Source organism: Streptomyces sp. SKN60 (assembly GCF_026236535.1).
Lineage (GTDB): Bacteria > Actinomycetota > Actinomycetes > Streptomycetales > Streptomycetaceae > Streptomyces.
In genome coordinates this window covers 1-18,860 of record NZ_JAHTMW010000017.1, presented here as the reverse complement: position 1 = coordinate 18,860, position 18,860 = coordinate 1, and the positions used below count along the sequence as shown (strand labels likewise).

The following is an 18,860-nucleotide window of genomic DNA, read 5'->3' as shown; positions in this document are numbered from 1 at the left end:
CGCCGGGGTCCCCTTCACCCGCTTCCGGAACGAAAAGTTCCAGCCATCTGCCCGGAGCCCGGAATTGTCCCGTTGTCAGGTGTCCTACGCCACACTGCCGGAACTCAACTCCCCGAATACCGGGACATCTCATGATCAACGCTCACTCGACCGGCTGAAAATCGTCCGGACACGTCTTCGAGATGGCTGTGATGCAGTAGTAGGCTCGCGCGCGGTTTGTTGAAGATGAAGGTTGACGCCACGAGTTGACGCCGGGCGTGACGACGTGAGGGACCTCCGTGGCCGCGGAGGCCGAGCTGGGGGAGGCCATGCGCTTTCGCGGGAAGTCCATCCGCAGGAAGATCGTGGCTCTGTTGCTCGTGCCGCTCGTCTCCCTCACCGGACTGTGGGGGTTCGCGACCGTCCTCACCGGGCGTGAGGCACGCCAGCTCCTCGACGTCGGCTACATCGTCGAGAAGATCGGCTATCCGATCGAGGACACGGCCCGCGTCATCCAGAAGGAACGCCGCCAGTCCCTGATCTACCTCGCCGACCCGCGCGCCGCCGACGCCCAGACCCGGCTGCGCGAACAACGCGAGGCCACCGACCGGCAGATCGAGCTGATCCGCCGCAACGCCGCCGACAGCGGCGTGCGCGCCGACATGAACCCCGTCACCGGTCAGCGCCTCGACTCCTTCCTCACCGCCCTCGAAGGCCTCTCCTCGCTGCGCCGCTCCGTGGAGAACCGCAGCATCGGCCGCATGCAGGCCCTGGAGTTCTACAACCGGCTCGTCGACCCCTGCTACGGCTTCCTCATGACGCTCCACGCCCTGGAGAACGTCGAGATGGACAAGCAGGGCCGCGCCCTCGTCGGCGTCACCCGCGCCCGCGAACTCCTCTCCCGCGAGGACGCCGTCATCGCCTCCGCGCTCATCGCCGAACGCGTCACCGGCGAGGAGGCGCGCCTGGTCACCGACCTCGTCGCCGGCCGCAAGCTGCTCTACGAGACCAGCCTCGAAGTGCTGCCCGGAACCGAGCGCGACCGCTTCGAGAAGTACTGGTCCGGTGCCGACACCGCCCCGCTGCGCAAGGCGGAGGAGGCCTTCATCACCGAGGGCGCCACCGACCGCCCGCACTCCGTCACCGCCGAACGCTGGCAGGAGCAGTCCGGACTCGTCCTCGACAGCCTCGCCCGCGACAACTACGCGGCCGGCGACCGCTATCAGGACCGCGTCCAGCCCGCCGCGTACAGCGTCCTCCTCAAGGCGGGCGTCGCCGGCGTCCTCGGCTTCGTCGCCCTCCTCGTCTCCGTCATCGTCTCCGTCCGCATCGGCCGCGACCTCGTCCGCGACCTGCGCCGGCTGCGCAAGGAGGCCCAGGAGGTCTCCGGCGTCCGGCTGCCCAGCGTCATGCGCCGGCTCGCCGCCGGCGAACACGTCGACGTCGAGACCGAGGTGCCCCACCTGCGGTACGAGGACGACGAGGTCGGCCAGGTCGGCCAGGCCCTCAACACCCTCCAGCGCGCCGCCGTCGAGGCCGCCGTCAAGCAGGCCGACATGCGCCGCGGCGTCTCCGAGGTGTTCGTCAACCTCGCCCGCCGCAACCAGGTCCTGCTGCACCGCCAGCTCACCCTGCTCGACACCATGGAGCGCCGCACCGAGGACACCGAGGAACTCGCCGACCTCTTCCGGCTCGACCACCTCACCACCCGTATGCGCCGGCACGCCGAGGGCCTCGTGATCCTCTCCGGCGCCGCCCCCTCACGCCAGTGGCGCAAGCCCGTCCAGCTGATGGACGTGGTCCGCGCCGCCGTCGCCGAGGTCGAGGACTACGAGCGCATCGAGGTCCGCCGGCTGCCCCGGCTCGGCGTCGGCGGCCCCGCCGTCGCCGACCTCACCCACCTCATCGCCGAACTCCTCGAGAACGCCACCGTGTTCTCGCCCCCGCACACCGCCGTCCAGGTGCTCGGCGAGCGCGTCGCCAACGGCTTCACCCTGGAGATCCACGACCGCGGCCTCGGCATCAATCCCGACGCCCTGCTCGACGCCAACCTCCGGCTCGCCGAGACCCCCGAGTTCGAGCTGTCCGACACCGACCGGCTCGGCCTGTTCGTCGTCAGCCGCCTCGCCCAGCGCCAGAACGTCCGCGTCTCGCTCCAGCCCTCGCCGTACGGTGGCACCACCGCGGTCGTCTTCATCCCGGCCGCGCTGCTCACCGACGCCCCCGAGACCCAGGGCGCCGGCTTCCGCCTGGACCGCAAGACCCCCGACCGCACACCCGGCGGCACCCTCGACCGCAGCACCCTCGACCGCACCGGCGGCACCGGCCCGGACGGCCTGCCGTCCCGCCGCCCCGCCCTCACCAAGGTCCCCGACCCGGCCCTCGAACCCGCCGCCCCGCTCCTCGACGGCCCCGTCGAACTCGAGGCCCCGCTCGGCGCCGAGGGCTTCGGCGCCCTGCTCGGCGGCGCGGACGACCTGCTCGACACCGAAAGCGAGCGCGGCGGCCTGTTCCGGGCCCGCGAGCACCGCCGCCGCGGCGAGCAGCACCAGCAGACCCCGGAGCACTCCGGCGGCCGCGCCGCCGACGGCACCCCCGCCCGTCCCGTACCGCTGCCGCGCCGCCGCCCGCCGACGCTCGTCGTCGACCACGGCCGCCGTCTCGACGAGGACGGCCGCGCCCACCCGGCCGGCGGCCCGGCCGACGACGACTCCGCCGGCACCCGGCCCGACGACACGATGGAACTGGCCCGGGTCCGCCCCGCGCCCACCCTCGTGCCCGTACCCGTGCCGGTGCCCGTCGCCGAGGACGACGGCCCCGCCCCCTTCGCCGGACTGCCCCGCCGGGTCCGGCAGGCCAGCCTCGCGCCCCAGCTGCGCGACACCGGCGACCGCACCGGGGACCGCGCCGACGACCGGCCGGGCCGCCAGGCCGGCCCGGCGCCCGCCGACCGCACCGACTCCTTCGAGCGGGACGCCGAGGAGGTGCGCAGCCGCATGGCCTCGATGCAGCGCGGCTGGCAGCGCGGCCGCCGGCAGAACGCCCGAACGACAGCACCCGGAACCACAGCACCCGACACGACCGCACCCGGAACGACAGCACCCGGAACGACAGCACCAGGAACGACACCCGAGGGGGACGGTCGATGACCGCACCGAACGCCGCAGCCCACAGCTCCGCCCACGGCAACGGGGAGCTGAACTGGCTCCTCGACGAACTGGTCCAGCGCGTCGGCTCCATCCGCAAGGCCCTGGTGCTCTCCAGCGACGGCCTGGCCACCGGCGCCTCGCAGGACCTCACCCGCGAGGACGGCGAGCACCTCGCCGCCGTCGCCTCCGGCTTCCACAGCCTCGCCAAGGGCGTCGGCCGCCACTTCGAGGCGGGCCGCGTCCGGCAGACCGTGGTCGAGCTGGAGGACGCCTTCCTCTTCGTCACCGCCGCCGGCGACGGCAGCTGCCTCGCCGTGCTCGCCGACGCCGACTCGGACGTCGGCCAGGTCGCGTACGAGATGACCCTGATGGTCAAGCGGGTCGGCGCGCACCTCGCCACGGCCCCCCGGTCCGGACTGACCGCCGGAGGATGAGGAGAGGGGGGACGGCATGACCGACGCAGACACCGACCAGTCCCGCGAGGAGCCGGTCGCCCGCTGGTTCGACGACGAGGCGGGCCCGGTGGTCCGCCCGTACGCCATGACCCGCGGCCGCACCAGCGCCGCGACCCGCCACCGGCTCGACCTGATCGCGCTCGTGGTGCTCGACCCGGCCGCCGACGACCCGGGACGTGACCAGACGCTGTCCCCCGAACACGTGGAGATCGTCGAACGCTGCGCCGAGCAGCCGCAGTCGATCGCCGAACTCGCCGCCGCCCTCGACCTGCCCGTAGGCGTGGTACGGGTGCTGGTCGGCGACCTCGTCGACGACGAGCTCGTACACGTGACCCGCCCCGTTCCGCCGGCCGAACTGCCGGACGTGAGCATCCTTCGCGAGGTGATCAATGGCCTTCGGGCGCTCTAGCTCCACCCGCCAGCAGCCGCCGGTCGAGCCGGTCACGCTGAAGATCCTCGTCGCGGGCGGATTCGGGGTCGGCAAGACCACTCTGGTGGGCGCGGTCAGCGAGATCCGGCCGCTGCGCACCGAGGAGATCCTGAGCGAGGCGGGCCGGCCGGTCGACGACCTGCACGGCGTGGAGGCCAAGTCGACCACCACCGTCGCCATGGACTTCGGCCGGATCACGCTCCGCGAGGACCTGGTCCTCTACCTCTTCGGCACGCCCGGCCAGGACCGCTTCTGGTTCCTGTGGGACGAGCTCGCGCAGGGCGCCCTGGGCGCGGTCGTGCTCGCCGACACCCGGCGCCTGGAGGACAGCTTCGCCGCCATCGACTACTTCGAGCGGCGTGGCATCCCGTTCACGGTCGCCGTCAACTGCTTCGAGGGCGCCCGCCGTTACCCGGCGGAGACGGTCCGCGGCGCGCTCGACCTCGACCCCGAGGTCGAGCTGGTGATGTGCGACGCCCGCGACCGGGAGTCCGTGAAGAACGTCCTGGTCGCGGTCGTCGAGCACGCCCTGGTGCTCGCGGACGCGCCGAAGGCGCTCGCGCCCTGAGGGGGCGGGTGCGCTGTGCTCAGCGCACCGCCACCACCGCCGACCCGTGCCCGAACAGGCCCTGGTTGGCGGTGATCCCGGCCCGCGCGCCCGGCACCTGCCGGTCGCCGGCCTCGCCGCGCAGCTGCCGGGTCAGCTCGCAGACCTGCGCGATGGCCTGCGCCGGCACCGCCTCGCCGAAGGAGGCGAGCCCGCCGCTCGGATTGACCGGGACCCGCCCGCCGAGCGCGGTGACCCCGTCCCGTACCAGCTTGGCGCCCTCGCCCGGCGCGCACAGGCCGATGTCCTCGTACCACTCCAGCTCCAGGGCGGTGGACAGGTCGTACACCTCGGCGAGCGACAGGTCGCCGGGCCCGAGCCCGGCCTCCTCGTACGCGGCGCGGGCGATCGACGCCCGGAAGGAGAGCGGCGCCGGGGAGACGGAGACGGCCGAGTCGGTCGCGATGTCGGGCAGGTCCAGGACCGCCTTCGGATAGGTCGGGGTCACGGTCGACACCGCCCGGATCCGGACCGGATCGGGGTGCCCGTGCCGCCGGGCGAAGTCCATGCCCGACAGGACGAGCGCGGCGCCGCCGTCGGAGGTCGCGCAGATGTCGAGCAGCCGCAGCGGATCGGCGACCACGGCCGAGGCCGCCACCTCCTCCGCCGTCACCGGCGTGCGGTAGCGGGCCAGCGGATTGAGCGCGCCCGCCGCCGCGTTCTTCACCTTGACCAGGGCGAAGTCCTCGGGCGTGTCCCCGTACAGGGCCATCCGGCGGCGCGCGTAGAGCCCGAAGTAGGCCGGGTTGGTCGCCCCGAGCACCCGGAAGCGCAGCCAGTCCGGATCGTCCGGCCGGTCCCCGCCGGCCGGTGCGAAGAAGCCCTTCGGCGCCGCGTCCGCGCCCACCACCAGGACCACGTCCGCAAGGCCGGCGAGAATCTGCGCCCGTGCGGTGTTGATGGCCTGGGCGCCCGAGGCGCAGGCCGCGTAGACGCTGCTGACCCGCGCGCCCTGCCACCCGAGCGCCTGCGCGAAGGTCGCGCCCGCCACGTAGCCGGGGTAGCCGCCGCGCACGGTGTCCGCGCCGACGATCGAGCCGATGTCCCGCCAGTCGAGCCCGGCGTCGGCGAGCGCGGCCCGGGCGGCCGCCACACCGTACGAGACGAAACTCCGGCCCCACTTGCCCCAGGGGTGCATTCCGGCTCCGAGGACGGCGATGTCGTTCATGCGCGGGCCTCCGGGGATCCGGCGGCGGCGACGGGCCGCCAGTGCCAGGTGGTCCAGATGTGCTCGTCGTCCTCGTTCAGCACCCCCGGCACGAGCTCGACCTCGGCGCCGACCGCCAGATCCGCCGTGCGCACCCCCGGCGCCGCCTGCCCGAGGACGACCATGGCCTCCGCCGCCAGCTCGACCGCGACCAGGGTGTACGGCTCCCAGGGCGCGTCCGGGTCGGAGACGTACGGCGCGGGCGGCCGGTAGCGCCCGTCGGTGTACGACCAGATCCGGCCGCGCCGGGACAGCGGCGTCTCGGCCAGTTCGCCGCCGCCGGGGCAGCCGGGGTTGCGGCACCAGTCGTCCACGCGCGGGAAGAACACGGAGGAACAGGCGGTGCAACGGGTCCCGAGGAGCCGGAAGCCGCCCTCCCCGGATTCTCCGGATTCTCCGGTGTGTTCGGTGTGTTCGGTGTGCTCGGTGAACCAGCCGGCCACCACCGGCTTGCGCGTCCGTGCCATCTCCCGGCCCCTCCCGCCGCCCGCTCCACGTAATCTGACGAAGCGTCAGAAGTGTGCCACGGTCACGGACCGACGTGCCACCGGGAAGTCGAAGAAGGTCGACGGGAACGGCTCCGGCTTGAAGGTGAAGTGCCACCACTCCTCGGGCAGGTTGACGAAGCCCTGCTCGGCGAGCGAGCTTCGCAGCAGGTCCCGGTTGGCCCGCTGGACGCCCGTGATCCGCGGATCGTCGGTGTGGGAGAGGGTGTCGAAGCAGTCGAAGCCGGTTCCCATGTCGAGGGAGTTGTCGGGGAAGCGCTGGTCCTGCGGCGCGAAGCACGGTACCTGGGGCTCGCCCGGCACCGGCACGTGCGGGCGGGTCGGCGCGGCCGGCAGCGGCACCACCGTCACATCCACCGTCGAACCCCGGCTGTGCCCCGACTTCTCCGCGATGTACCCGTCCGCGAACAGCCGGTCCTTCTCCACCAGCGGATAGAACTCCTGCTTCATCCGCTCGTCGTCCAGGTCCTTCGCCCAGCGCACGAAGTGGTCCACGGCCCGCTGCGGCCGGTAGCAGTCGTACACCTTCAGGGTGTAGCCGCGCGCGAGCAGCTTCGTCTGCGCCCGGTGCAAGGCCTCGGCGGCCGGCCGGGTCAGGATGCACACCGGCTGGTGGTAGCCGTCGATCCGCTCGCCCACGAAGTTGTGGGCGGTGGTGTAGCGCATCTCCTGAAGGATCGTCGGGTCCACCCGGTCGAGCGCCACGAACTCCTTCGGGGCCTTCGGCTCGGGGGCGGCACTGGCGGAGGGGGCCGCGGCGGTGGCCGCGAGCAGCCCGGCGGCGGCGAGCGCGCCGAGGGTACGGAGAGCGGAGGCGAGTCCTGTCAGTCGCTTCAGTCCTGTCATGCGCACCGTCTATCAGTAACGGCAGCGCCGGGAAAGGGTGATCGCGTACGGTCGGCCGCGTGACCGACTCCGTCTCAGACCCCGACTCCGGCTCCGCGTCCGCCCCCGCACCGCACTCGCACTGCTCCTCCTGCGGCGCCCGCTACCCGGCCGACGCCGGCTGGCCCCGCACCTGCCCCGACTGCGGCACCACCGCCTACCGCAACCCGCTCCCGGTCGCCGTCGCCCTGCTGCCCGTCACCCACCCCGACGGCACCGCCCTGCTCGTCATCACCCGCACCATCCCGCCCCAGGCCGGCCGGGTCGCCCTGCCCGGCGGCTTCATCGACTTCGCCGAGGACTGGCAGGCGGCCGTGGTCCGCGAACTGCGCGAGGAGACCGGCATCGAGGCCGCCGCCGAGGACGTCCGCCTCGCCGACGCCCTCAGCTCCCCGGCCGGCCACCTCCTCCTCTTCGGTCTCCTCCCGCCCCGCCCCGCCGCCGCCCTCCCGCCGTCGACCCCGACGGACGAGACCAGCGGCCACCACCTCCTCCACGCCCCGGAGGAACTGGCCTTCCCCCTGCATACGGAGGCGGTACGACGCTTCTTCGCGGGGGTGTACGGGTAAGGGGGCGGGATTACGCGGGAGGGTCGGCGGCCCGGCCGGCGCCGGCCGCGGCCGGCGGGACCCGGAGGAGGCCGGGCCGGGCAACCGCGCCCGGGCCCCGGCACCGCCCCCGCCGGGGTGCCTACGCCCCCAGCCCCCGCACCCGCACCGGCAGGTCCGGCTCCGTCACGCCGTCGTCCGTGACCCGCTCCACCACCACCCGGCCGTCCACCAGGCGGGACTGGTAGCGCTCGATCTCGCCCGGCTCCCAGCCGTCGCCGGTGTCGCGGACCACCAGGCCGCCGCCGGTGCGGCCCGGGGCCGGGGCCCACACCTCCAGGACCAGGTCCTCGCCGTCCTCGCCGCGCACCGGGAGGACCGCGCCCGCGCGGGCGAGCACCGGGATCCGTGAGAGCGGTGCGTCGAGGAGCACCTGCCCGGGGCCCTCGTACGCCTCGCCGGTCGCCGTGTCGTACCAGCGGCCGCGCGGCAGCCGTACCGCCCGCCGGTCCGTGCCCCGGGACAGCACCGGCGCGACCAGCAGCGAGTCGCCGAGCAGGAAGGCGTCCTCGCAGTCCCGCAGCGCCCGGTCCTCCGGCGTCCCCCACCACAGCGGCCGCACATAGGGCGCGCCGGTCATCCGCGCGAGCCGCGACAGGGTGACGAAGTACGGCCGCATCCGCTCGCGCTCGGCCAGCGCCACGCGCGCGTGCGCGAGGACGTCCGGGCCGAACTCCCACGGCTCGCGCCGCCCCGCGTCGATCGCCGCGTGGGTACGGAAGAGCGGCAGCCAGGCCCCCAGCTGGTACCAGCGCAGGAACAGCTCAGGCGACGGGCTCCCGTCGAAACCGCCCACGTCCGGCCCCGAGTACGGCACCCCGCACAGCCCCAGGCCGAGCACGAGCGCCAGCGAGGCGCGCAGCCCCGGCCACCCGGTCGACACGTCGCCGGACCAGGTCCCGCCGTACCGCTGCATGCCCGCCCAGCCCGACCGCGAGAAGAGGAAGGGCCGCTCCTCGGGCCGCAGCCGGCGCAGCCCCTCGTATCCCGCGCGGGCCATCGTCAGGCCGTAGACGTTGTGCGCCTCGCGGTGGTCGCCGCCGCGGCCCTCCAGGCGGTGCCGGGCCGAGCGCGGCAGCGTCCGGTCGCCGAACGCGGCGAAGGACACCGGCTCGTTCATGTCGTGCCACACCCCGGAGAAGCCCTGCTTCAGGCGCTCCTCGTACAGCGCGCCCCACCACTCCCGCACCGCCGGATCGGTGAAGTCCGGATAGACGCACTCCCCGGGCCACACCACCCCGTGGACCTCCTCGCCCCGGTCGTCCCGGACGAACGCCCCGGCGGCCCGCCCCGCCTCGTACACCGGCTCGCCCGGCTCCGCCTTCACCGCGGGGTCGACGATCGACACCAGCCGCACGCCCCGCTCGCGCAGCTCGTCGGCGAGCCCCGGCAGGTCGGGGAAGCGCTCCCGGTCCACCGTGAACACCCGGTGTCCGTCGTAGTGGTCGATGTCGAGGTGCAGCACGGACAGCGGAAGGCCGTGGTCCCGGTAGCCGTCGACCACCCGCCGCACCTCGCGCTCGCTGCCGAAGCCCCAGCGGGCGTGCTGCGGGCCGAGCGCCCAGGACGGCGGCAGCGCGGGCGCGCCGGTGAGCGCCGCCCAGCCGTGCAGCACGCGCGCGGGGGTGCCGACCACCACCCAGCAGCGCAGCGGGCCGCCGTCCATCCGCACCTCGCTGGTGCCGGGCCGGTCATGGCCGGAACCGGCGCCCTCCTCGCCCTCGGCGAGCACCACCCGCCCGTCCCAAGAATTGTCGTAGAACGCCAGATGGGTGCCCGCGTCCGCGACCACCAGCTGCACCGGCATGGTGATGTACAGCGGGTCCTCCGCCGGGCCGAAGGGCGCCTTGGGGTCGGTGTTCCACAGCCGGTACGAGCCGTCCCGCAGCCGCGGCCCCGCCGCCCGCCCGCCCAGCCCGAAGAACCGCGCGTCGGCCGGCACCTCACTGCGCTGCACCCAGCGCGCCGCACCCGCCTCCGCCGCCCCGTCGCGCACCGGCTCCCACCAGCGCGGCGGCAGATCACGGCGCAGCACCACCCCGCCCGGCGTCCGCACCTCCACCGCCCCGTGCCGGGACACCGCGACCGTCACCCGCTCCGACACCACCCGCCAGCCGCCGTCCGTGTCCGGCTCCAGGACGGCCCGCGGGTCCGGCTCCGGCGGCTCCCCGGCCAGGCCGTACGAGGGCAGCGGCCCGGCCCCGTCCCAGCCCCAGAACACCGTGCCGCCCGCCGACACCGAGATCCGCAGCTCCGAACGGGCGAACCGGACGGTCCCGCCGCCCGGCGCCGGCTCCACCTCGCCCACCGGCCCCGGCACCCGCGCCCGCTCCGCCCCCCGGCGGGGCAGTGCCCGCGCGTCCGTCCGCCGCTGCCGCCACGCCGCACGCACCCCCCGCAACCCCTGCACCGAACCCATCACCCGCACCGAGCGCACCAGCCCACGACCGTCCATGCAGCTCAGCCTGCCATCCGCGCCGGGCCGTGCGAGCCCCGTTCAACTGCCGTTCACCCGTGGTGGGAGCACATATTCAGCTACCCGACCATGGGCAGGGAACCCTGGACCGAACGAAGATCACATGGCATCGTCCCTGTCAGCCGCGTCACGCGCACACCCCGCACGTGCGCGCGACACACGCAGACCCGCGTACAGCCAGGGAGCCGACCCACATGACATCGCAGACCGAGCCGCTGTGGCAGCCCGACGAGGACCGCGTCGCCGCGGCCGCCGTCACCCGCTTCCAGGCCTGGGCGGCCGAGCGCCACGGAGCGCCCGCCGAGGGCGGCTACCCGGCCCTGCACCGCTGGTCCGTCGAGGACCTGGAGGGCTTCTGGGCGGCCGTCGCCGAGTGGTTCGACCTCCGCTTCGCCACCCCGTACGAGCGCGTCCTCGGTGATCGCTCGATGCCCGGCGCCGCCTGGTTCCCGGGCGCCACCCTCAATTACGCCGAGCACGCGCTGCGCGCCGCCGACGAGCGCCCCGACGACACCGCGCTGCTGCACGTCGACGAGACCCACGAGCCGCGCCCGATCACCTGGGCCGAGCTGCGCCGCCAGGTCGGCTCGCTCGCCGCCGAGCTGCGCCGCCTCGGCGTCGAGCCCGGCGACCGGATCAGCGGCTACCTGCCCAACATCCCCGAGGCCGTCGTCGCCCTCCTCGCCACCGCCGCCGTCGGCGCCGTGTGGACCTCCTGCGCCCCCGACTTCGGCGCCCGCAGCGTCCTCGACCGCTTCCAGCAGGTCGAGCCCGTCGTCCTCTTCACCGTCGACGGCTACCGCTACGGCGGCAAGGAGCACGACCGCCGCGACACCGTCGCCGAGCTGCGCGCCGAACTGCCCACGCTGCGCGCCGTCGTGCACATCCCGCTGCTCGGCACCGCGGCCCCCGAGGGCGCCCTGGAGTGGTCCGCGCTCACCGCCGCCGACACCGAGCCGGTCTTCGCGCACGTGCCCTTCGACCACCCGCTGTGGGTGCTGTACTCCTCCGGCACCACCGGTCTGCCCAAGGCGATCGTGCAGTCCCAGGGCGGCATCCTGATCGAGCACGTCAAGCAGCTGGGCCTGCACTGCGACCTCGGCCCCGAGGACGTGTTCTTCTGGTACACCTCCACCGGCTGGATGATGTGGAACTTCCTCGTCTCCGGCCTGCTCACCGGCACCACCGTGGTGCTGTACGACGGCAGCCCGGGCTATCCGGACACCGGCGCCCAGTGGCGCGTCGCCGAGCGCACCGGCGCCACCCTGTACGGCACCTCCGCCGCGTACGTCATGGCCTGCGCGAAGGCAGGCGTGCACCCCGGCCGGGACTTCGACCTGTCGAAGGTGAAGTGCGTCGCCACCACCGGCTCGCCGCTGCCGCCCGACGGCTTCCGCTGGCTGCACGACGAGGTCCGCGAGGACCTGTGGATCGCGTCCGTCAGCGGCGGCACCGACGTCTGCTCCTGCTTCGCCGGCGCCGTCCCCACCCTCCCGGTGCACATCGGCGAGCTCCAGGCCGCCTGCCTCGGCACCGACCTGCAGTCCTGGGACCCCTCGGGCAAGCCGCTGGTCGGCGAGGTCGGCGAGCTCGTCGTCACCAACCCGATGCCGTCCATGCCGATCCGCTTCTGGAACGACCCCGACGGCAGCCGCTACCGCGACAGCTACTTCGAGATGTTCCCCGGCGTCTGGCGGCACGGCGACTGGATCACGATCACCGACCACGGCTCGGTGATCATCCACGGACGCTCCGACTCCACCCTGAACCGCCAGGGCGTCCGTATGGGTAGCGCCGATATCTACGAGGCGGTGGAACGGCTCCCGGAGATCCGCGAGTCCCTCGTCATCGGCCTGGAGGAGCCGGACGGCGGGTACTGGATGCCGCTGTTCGTGCACCTCGCCGACGGCGCAACCCTGGACGAGGAGCTGATCGGGCGCATCAAGAGCACGATCCGCGCCGAACTCTCCCCGCGCCACGTGCCCGACGTCATCATCGAGGTCCCCGGCGTCCCGCACACCCTGACCGGCAAGCGCATCGAGGTCCCGGTCAAGCGCCTCCTCCAGGGCACCCCCATGGCCAAGGCGGTCAACCCCGGCTCGGTCGACAACCTCGACCTGCTGCGCTTCTACGAGGAGCTCGCCCGCACCCGCAAGTAGCCCCGCACCCATGAGAGAGGGCCCCGCGCACCATGCCGGTGCGCGGGGCCCTCCCGCGTCTTGCGCCGACCGCCCGCTAACCGCCGTACGTCGCCTGCGCGTCGCCGAGCACGGCGGCGAAGTCCGCCGCGAGGCGCTCCGCGTCCGCCGGGTCGAGCGCGGCCGTCGTGATCCGTACGCCGGTGGGCGCCGCGATCCGGAACCGGGCACCGGCCGCCACCCACCAGCCCTGCGTCCGCAGCCCGTTCACCACCGCCGACTCGTCGCGCACCGGGACCCACAGGTTCATCCCGGTGCCCTCGGCGCTCCGGATGCCGTACGTGCGGAGTGCGCCGGCCAGCGCCCCGCGCCGTTCCGCGTACGCGGCCTCGCCGGCCGCCACCAGCCGGACCGTCGCCGGATCGGTGAGCAGCCCGGCGACCGTCTCCTGCAGGACGTGGCTGACCCAGCCGGAGGTCATCAGCATCCGCCCGTCGTGCCGGGCGATGGTCACCGGATCGCCCGCGACCCCGGCCCAGCGCAGGTCGACGCCGAGCCGCTTGGAGACCGTGCGGACCTGCGCCCAGCGGTCGAGCCCGGCGGCGGCCAGGGTGGGCGCGGCCGGTCCCGAGAGCTCGGCCGTGTAGTCGTCCTCGACGACCAGGACCTCGGGGAACTCGCGCAGCAGCTCGACCAGCGCGTCCCGCCGGGCGGGGGAGAGGGACGCCCCGGTCGGGTTCTGGGCGCGCGGGGTGCACACCACCGCCCGGACCCCGGCCCTGAGCGCCGTGCGCAGCGCGTCCGGGGTGATGCCCTCCCGGTCCACGGCCACCGGCACCATGCGCAGCCCCAGGGCCGGGACCAGATCGAGGAGATGGTGGAAGCCGGGGTCCTCGACCGCGACCGCGTCGCCGGGACGGAGCTCCACCGAGAGCAGCCTGGCGATGCAGTCGAGCGCCCCGTGCGCGAAGCTCACCCGCTCCGCCGGGACGCCGTCCCGCGCGTACCAGGCGCGGGTCAGCTCCTCCAGACCGGCGAGCCGGGGCGCGGCCCGGTGCGAGCCGAACACCGGGCGTACCTCGGCCGGCGGGTGCAGCACCGGCAGGAACGCGGGGTCCGGGTGCCCGCCGGCCAGGTCCACGAGCCCTTCGGGCACGCGCGGCGGCCGGCGCGAGGCCACCGAGGGCGCTTCCGCGACGACCGTGCCGCCGCGCCCGCGCGTCACCACCAGTCCGCGCCGCCGGAGCTCCTTGTACGCGGTCGCCACCGTGCCCGGGCTCACGCCGAGCTCGTCGGCGAGCCGGCGTACGGGCGGCAGCGCGTCGCCCGGCGCGAGCTCGCCCTCGGAGACTCCGCGCTCGACGGACGCGGCAATCCCCTTGGCCGTCGTCCCACTGATCGAATATTGTGTTGCCACGTACTGAACTATGTATCAATACATAACTCGCGTCAAGGGGGAACCGAGTGAGCCGCCCGACTTCATGGCACCGCACCGCGCTCGACCGCATACCCGGCGGCCGCGACGGCCGCCGCATGCTGATCGTCAGCATCATCGACAAGACCGGCACGGGCCTCTGGGCCGGCTGCACCGCGCTCTACTTCACCTACGTCTCCGGACTCGGCCTCGGCCAGGTCGGCCTCCTCATGACCGTCTCCGGCGGCGTCGGCATCGCCGGCGCACCCCTCGCCGGCCGACTCGCCGACCGCTTCCCCCTCGTCCGCGTCATCGCCGCCACCCAGGTGATGCGCGCCGTCGCCCTCCTCGCCCTCCTCACCACCGACGACTTCCTCCTGCTCACCCTCTACTCCGCCCTCGGCGCCCTCCCCGACCGGGCCGGCAGCGTCCTCATCAAGCTCTACGCCGCCCGCCTCGCCGGACCCGAACGCGTCCGCTACCAGGCCATCCAGCGCACCACCGTCAACATCGGCTGGTCCATCGGCGGCCTCGGCGCCGCCGCGGCCCTCGCCACCGGCAGCGTCCACGCCTACCCGCTGCTCCTCGTCGGCAACGTCCTCTCCTACGCCGTCATCGCCGCCCTCACCCTGCGCTGCGCCGAACCCCCGGCCCCCGCCCACGTCGCCGTCGTCTCCGCCGCCCGGGACGGCAAGACCGCCGGCGCCCCCGCACCACGCCGCGCCAACCCCTGGCGCGACCGCACCTTCCTCGGCTACACCGCCACCGACGCCGCCCTCTTCCTCGACGACACGATCCTCCAGGTCGCCGTCCCCCTCTGGATCGTCCACGCCACCGCCGCCCCCGTCGGCCTCGCCCCGCTGCTCCTCGTCCTCAACACCGTCCTCGTCGTCCTCTTCCAGGTCCCCCTCGCCCGCTTCGGCGCCACCACCCCGGCCGCCCGCCGGCTGATCGTCCCGCTCTGCGGCCTCTTCGTCGTCGGCACCCTCGCCCTCGCCGTCTCCGCCGCCGGCGGCCGGGCCCTCGCGATCGGCGCCCTCGCCGTCGCCGTGATCGCCCTCACCTTCGCCGAGATCATCCACGCCACCGCCTCCTGGGAACTCTCCGTCGCCCTCGCCCCCGCCGACGCCCAGGGCTCCTACCTCGGCGTCCACGGACTCGCCCAGTCCACCCAGCGCTTCGCCGGCCCCCTCCTCGTCACCGCCGTCATGACCGCGGGGCCCCTGGCCTGGCCGGTCCTCGGTCTGGCCCTCGTCGGCGCCGGAGCCGCCCAGCACCGCCTGATCCGCGACCGCGTCACCAAGCCCGCCCAGGCGTCACTGTCAGTGCCCACGGTTACGGTGAGTGAGTAGTCAGTCGCAACGACGACAGCACCCAGGGGGACCCATGACCGACCGCCGCACCACCGACCGCACGAACAACCGCACCACCAGCGCGGCCCTCCGCCGCGCCCTGCGCCGCGAAACCGCCGGCACCGTCGCCCTCCTCGCCGACGAGGAGGACTTCACCGCCATGCGGCAGTACCCGACCTTCGCCTTCGACGACCACCGCCGCTACCTCGCCCACGCCGAAGCCCTGCTCAAAACCCTCCACGCCCGCGGCGGCCACACCTCCGTCGCCCTCTTCGACCCCGAGGACTACGCCGAACACTGCGCCGCCACCGGCCGCGACCCCGACCACCCCGCCAGCCGCGCCGCCTACACCGCCGAACGCGCCGCCACCGGACCCCGCGTCACCTACACCGGCCAACCCCTCACGACCCTCGTCCCCACCCTCGTCGACACCGCCGTCCGCCACGCCACCTGGGAGTACGCCACGATGCTCCTCACCGACGCCGGACCCTGCGCCGACTGCGGCCAGGACATCGGACGTGCCTCCTTCGACCGCGCCTCCCACCTCCTGCTCCGCCTCCTCGACGGCGCCGGACCCGGCACCCACCACCTCGTCTGCAGCGTCCCCGCCGAGGACGACCAGCTCATCGCCGCCCTCCACACCACCCGCGACACCGACGGACCCGCCCGCCTCGACACCGCCGAAGGCGCCGAGTTCCTCAGCGTCCTCGCCGCCGGCATCGCCCTCGGCAGCCCCGGCGGCCTCGTCCTGCGCACCACCACCCCCGGCGCCCCCGACCGACTCCACGGCTGGCGCCTCCACGACGGCCGACTCCACCCCCTCACCGAGGCCGAGGTCTTCGACGCCTACTGCACCGACGCCCGCACCGGCGACCCCATCGCCCCCGAACCCCACGTCGACTACCGCGCCGGCTTCCCCCTCGGACCCACCGACGACCCGCACCCCCACCCCCACTGACACCGAAGGGGCCTCCCCGCCACGAACGGCGGGAAGGCCCCTTCGACTTCGCTGCCGTCCGGTTACTCCCCGGACAGCACGGCCTGCGCGGCGATCCGCGCGTCGTGCGCCGTGTCCGCGGCACGCGCCGCGGACGCCGCACGCTCGCACTGCGCCAGCGTGTACTTCGCCAGCGTCGCCCGCACATACGGAATCGACGCCGCACCCATCGACAGGGAGGTCACGCCCAGACCCGTCAGCACACACGCGAGCAGCGGATCCGCCGCGGCCTCACCGCAGACACCACAGCTCTTGCCCTCGGCCTTGGCCGACTCGGCCGACAGCGCCACCAGGTCGAGCAGCGCCGGCTGCCACGGGTCCTGCAGCCGCGACACCGCACCCACCTGACGGTCGGCGGCGAACGTGTACTGCGCCAGGTCGTTCGTGCCCAGGGACAGGAACTCGACCTCCTGCAGGATCGAACGCGCCCGGAGCGCGGCGGACGGAATCTCCACCATCGCACCGAACTTCGCCCGCAGCCCCGCCTCACGGCACGCGTCGGCGAACGCCTTCGCATCCGTGCGGTCGGCCACCATCGGCGCCATGACCTCCAGATACACCGGCAGACCCTCGGCGGCCTTCGCCAGCGCCGTCAGCTGCGTCCGCAGCACCTCCGGGTGGTCGAGCAGCGTCCGCAGCCCCCGCACGCCGAGCGCCGGGTTCGGCTCGTCGGCCGGCGTCAGGAAGTCCAGCGGCTTGTCCGCACCCGCGTCGAGCACCCGCACGACCACCCGGCCCTCGGGGAAGGCCTCGAGCACCTTGCGGTACGCCTCGACCTGCTTCTCCTCCGACGGCGCCTTGGCGCTGTCGTCCAGGAACAGGAACTCGGTACGGAACAGACCCACGCCCTCGGCACCGGCCTCGACCGCCGCCGGCACGTCCGCCGGACCACCGACGTTCGCGAGCAGCGGCACCTTGTGCCCGTCCGAGGTCGCCCCCGGACCACTGGAAGCCGACAGCGCCGCCTTCCGCTCCTCGGCGGCCTTGGTCAGCGCCGCCTTCTTCTCCTCGCTCGGGTCCACGAAGATCTCGCCCGTGGAACCGTCCACCGCGATGACCGTGCCCTCGGCCAGCTCACCGGCACCGGGCAGCGCGACCACGGCCGGCACGCCGAGCGCACGCGCCAGGATCGCGCTGTGGCTGGTCGGCCCGCCCTCCTCGGTCACGAAGCCGAGCACAAGCGCCGGGTCGAGGAGCGCCGTGTCCGCCGGCGCCAGGTCCCGGGCGATCAGCACATACGGCTCGTCGCTGTCCGGCACACCCGGCATCGGCACACCCAGCAGCCGCGCCACGATCCGGTTCCGCACGTCGTCCAGGTCGGCCACCCGGCCGGCCATGTACTCACCGGCACCCGCGAGCAGCTCCCGGTAGTGCGAGAACGCGTCGAAGATGGCCCGCTCGGCCGTACTGCCCACCGCGACCCGGCGGTCCACGTCGGCCATCAGCTCCGGGTCCTGCGCGATCATCGCCTGCGCCTCGAGGACCGCCTGGGCCTCGCCACCGGCCAGATTGCCGCGCGCATTCAGGTCCGCGGCCACGGCCTCGACGGCCTGACGGGCGCGCCCCTGTTCGCGCTCCGCCTCGTCGGCGCCGATCTGCTTGGCAGGCGGCTCCAGGACCGCCGTGCCCATGTGCCGGACCTCGCCGATCGCCACCCCGTGGCTGACGCCGACGCCTCGCAGCGTTGTCTCCATCTCACCCGTCTCCGATAGAGCGGCGGCCGGGCCGCCGCGTTGAATGTCGTCTGCGCGCTCGTCAGTGGGACGAGCCGACGGTCAGCTCCAGGAGAAGAGCTGGTCGCCGGCCTTCACGTCCCCGTCCTCGCGGAGGTCGGAGAGGGAGTCGGCGGTGGCTTCGAGCGCCACGATGGGACAGATGGGGGACTTGCCGGCCTCTTCGACCGCGGCCGGGTTCCACCGCACGACCGCCTGTCCGCGGGTCACGGTGTCGCCCTTGTTCACGAGGAGCTCGAAGCCCTCCCCGTTGAGCTGAACGGTGTCGATCCCGAGGTGCGTCAGCACCCCGTGACCCTCGGCGTCCACGACGACGAACGCGTGCGGGTGCAGAGAGACGACGACCCCGTCGACGGGCGAGACGGCCTCGCCGGGCTCACGGACGGGGTCGATGGCGGTACCGGGACCGACCATCGCGCCGGAGAAGACCGGGTCGGGAACAGCGGCGAGACCGATGGCGCGTCCAGCGAGTGGCGACGTCACGGATGTCATGGGAAGCCTCCCAGGGGCGGAGATATGAGGCGCCGTCACTACCTGTCCTGGACGGCGTACTGTTCAGAAGCGTATGTCATGGGAAGTCCGGGTTCCGCCCGGGACGTACCGGTTGGCGGACCTAGGGACTACCCCGAAACGATTTGCTTCCAGTGGTGGTGGGATGTACTGTCGTACTCCTGCCTGACCCCAACGCGGCTTTGAGTCGTGGGTCGGCAGCACCTATCAAGCCAGATCCTAACCCCAGTGGTCTACACCTCTGCGTGCTCTGCTCGCCGAGGGGTGGTCAGGGGGAGCGGAAAAGCCTGGTAGTGTTTGACCCCGCCGAAGGAACCCCAGGTGAATTCCTGGAAAAGGGACCGGAAAGCGCCGAGGAAATCGGATCGGAAAGATCTGATAGAGTCGGAAACGAAGGAAGCGCCCGGAGGAAAG

15 protein-coding genes are annotated in these 18,860 nt (G+C 73.7%); 8 read left to right on the top strand and 7 right to left on the bottom strand.

Annotated features, from left to right (window positions below):
- Nucleotides 1-308 precede the first annotated feature (308 nt).
- From KV205_RS26085 to KV205_RS26070, 4 genes are read left to right on the top strand one after another with little or no spacing between them, the layout of a single operon-like run.
- Complete coding sequence (locus tag KV205_RS26085) at nucleotides 309-3,128, top strand: nitrate- and nitrite sensing domain-containing protein (RefSeq protein WP_265867170.1); 2,820 nt, start codon at nucleotides 309-311, stop codon at nucleotides 3,126-3,128.
- Entirely contained in the window at nucleotides 3,125-3,562 is a 438-nt protein-coding gene (locus KV205_RS26080; protein WP_265867063.1) for a roadblock/LC7 domain-containing protein, read from the top strand. Before KV205_RS26085 ends, KV205_RS26080 begins: the two co-directional genes overlap by 4 nt.
- Before the next feature lie 16 nt (nucleotides 3,563-3,578).
- Nucleotides 3,579-3,992: a DUF742 domain-containing protein gene (locus tag KV205_RS26075; protein WP_265867062.1), complete on the top strand. Its 414-nt coding sequence runs from the start codon at nucleotides 3,579-3,581 to the stop codon at nucleotides 3,990-3,992.
- Nucleotides 3,973-4,581 (top strand): ATP/GTP-binding protein, encoded by a 609-nt coding sequence (locus KV205_RS26070; protein ID WP_265867061.1) that lies wholly within the window; start codon nucleotides 3,973-3,975, stop codon nucleotides 4,579-4,581. Before KV205_RS26075 ends, KV205_RS26070 begins: the two co-directional genes overlap by 20 nt.
- Nucleotides 4,582-4,600: 19 nt before the next feature.
- Here the strand turns inward: KV205_RS26070 and KV205_RS26065 are convergent, their stop codons facing one another.
- The 3 genes from KV205_RS26065 to KV205_RS26055 are packed head-to-tail and all read right to left on the bottom strand — an operon-like array spanning nucleotide 4,601 to nucleotide 7,179.
- The gene (locus tag KV205_RS26065) at nucleotides 4,601-5,788 is read right to left on the bottom strand and encodes a lipid-transfer protein (protein WP_265867060.1); all 1,188 of its coding nucleotides are present in this window, start codon (nucleotides 5,786-5,788) and stop codon (nucleotides 4,601-4,603) included.
- A complete protein-coding gene (locus KV205_RS26060; RefSeq protein WP_265867059.1) occupies nucleotides 5,785-6,294 on the bottom strand; it encodes a Zn-ribbon domain-containing OB-fold protein in 510 nt (169 codons plus the stop codon). Before KV205_RS26060 ends, KV205_RS26065 begins: the two co-directional genes overlap by 4 nt.
- Before the next feature lie 45 nt (nucleotides 6,295-6,339).
- Nucleotides 6,340-7,179, bottom strand: a complete 840-nt coding sequence (locus tag KV205_RS26055; protein ID WP_370410708.1) for a M15 family metallopeptidase — start codon at nucleotides 7,177-7,179, stop codon at nucleotides 6,340-6,342.
- 59 nt (nucleotides 7,180-7,238) lie between these two features.
- Between KV205_RS26055 and KV205_RS26050 the strand changes: the two genes are divergently transcribed.
- The gene (locus KV205_RS26050) at nucleotides 7,239-7,787 is read left to right on the top strand and encodes an NUDIX domain-containing protein (RefSeq protein WP_265867058.1); all 549 of its coding nucleotides are present in this window, start codon (nucleotides 7,239-7,241) and stop codon (nucleotides 7,785-7,787) included.
- A 121-nt stretch (nucleotides 7,788-7,908) separates the two neighbouring features.
- On the opposite strand, the gene KV205_RS26045 is transcribed toward KV205_RS26050, so the two are convergent.
- On the bottom strand, nucleotides 7,909-10,281 hold the full coding sequence (locus KV205_RS26045) for a glycoside hydrolase family 31 protein (RefSeq protein WP_265867057.1): 2,373 nt from the start codon (nucleotides 10,279-10,281) through the stop codon (nucleotides 7,909-7,911).
- A 215-nt stretch (nucleotides 10,282-10,496) separates the two neighbouring features.
- On the opposite strand from KV205_RS26045, the gene KV205_RS26040 reads away from it, so the two are divergent.
- Nucleotides 10,497-12,461 carry an acetoacetate--CoA ligase gene (locus KV205_RS26040; protein ID WP_265867056.1) on the top strand — a complete coding sequence of 655 codons (1,965 nt, stop codon included), beginning with the start codon at nucleotides 10,497-10,499 and terminating at the stop codon, nucleotides 12,459-12,461.
- A gap of 76 nt (nucleotides 12,462-12,537) precedes the next feature.
- Here the strand turns inward: KV205_RS26040 and KV205_RS26035 are convergent, their stop codons facing one another.
- Nucleotides 12,538-13,857, bottom strand: coding sequence for an aminotransferase class I/II-fold pyridoxal phosphate-dependent enzyme (locus tag KV205_RS26035; RefSeq protein WP_265867055.1), 1,320 nt, complete (start codon nucleotides 13,855-13,857; stop codon nucleotides 12,538-12,540).
- 47 nt (nucleotides 13,858-13,904) lie between these two features.
- Here KV205_RS26035 and KV205_RS26030 point away from each other — a divergent pair, with 47 nt between their 5' ends.
- Both KV205_RS26030 and KV205_RS26025 read left to right on the top strand, forming a co-directional pair.
- Nucleotides 13,905-15,206 (top strand): MFS transporter, encoded by a 1,302-nt coding sequence (locus KV205_RS26030; RefSeq protein ID WP_308404100.1) that lies wholly within the window; start codon nucleotides 13,905-13,907, stop codon nucleotides 15,204-15,206.
- 34 nt (nucleotides 15,207-15,240) lie between these two features.
- Nucleotides 15,241-16,164, top strand: a complete 924-nt coding sequence (locus KV205_RS26025; RefSeq protein ID WP_265867054.1) for a hypothetical protein — start codon at nucleotides 15,241-15,243, stop codon at nucleotides 16,162-16,164.
- Nucleotides 16,165-16,226: 62 nt separating this feature from the next.
- Here the strand turns inward: KV205_RS26025 and ptsP are convergent, their stop codons facing one another.
- Complete coding sequence (ptsP, locus tag KV205_RS26020; RefSeq protein WP_265867053.1) at nucleotides 16,227-17,897, bottom strand: phosphoenolpyruvate--protein phosphotransferase; 1,671 nt, start codon at nucleotides 17,895-17,897, stop codon at nucleotides 16,227-16,229.
- Nucleotides 17,898-17,978: 81 nt separating this feature from the next.
- Entirely contained in the window at nucleotides 17,979-18,428 is a 450-nt protein-coding gene (locus KV205_RS26015) for a PTS glucose transporter subunit IIA (protein ID WP_265867052.1), read from the bottom strand.
- Nucleotides 18,429-18,860 lie beyond the last annotated feature (432 nt).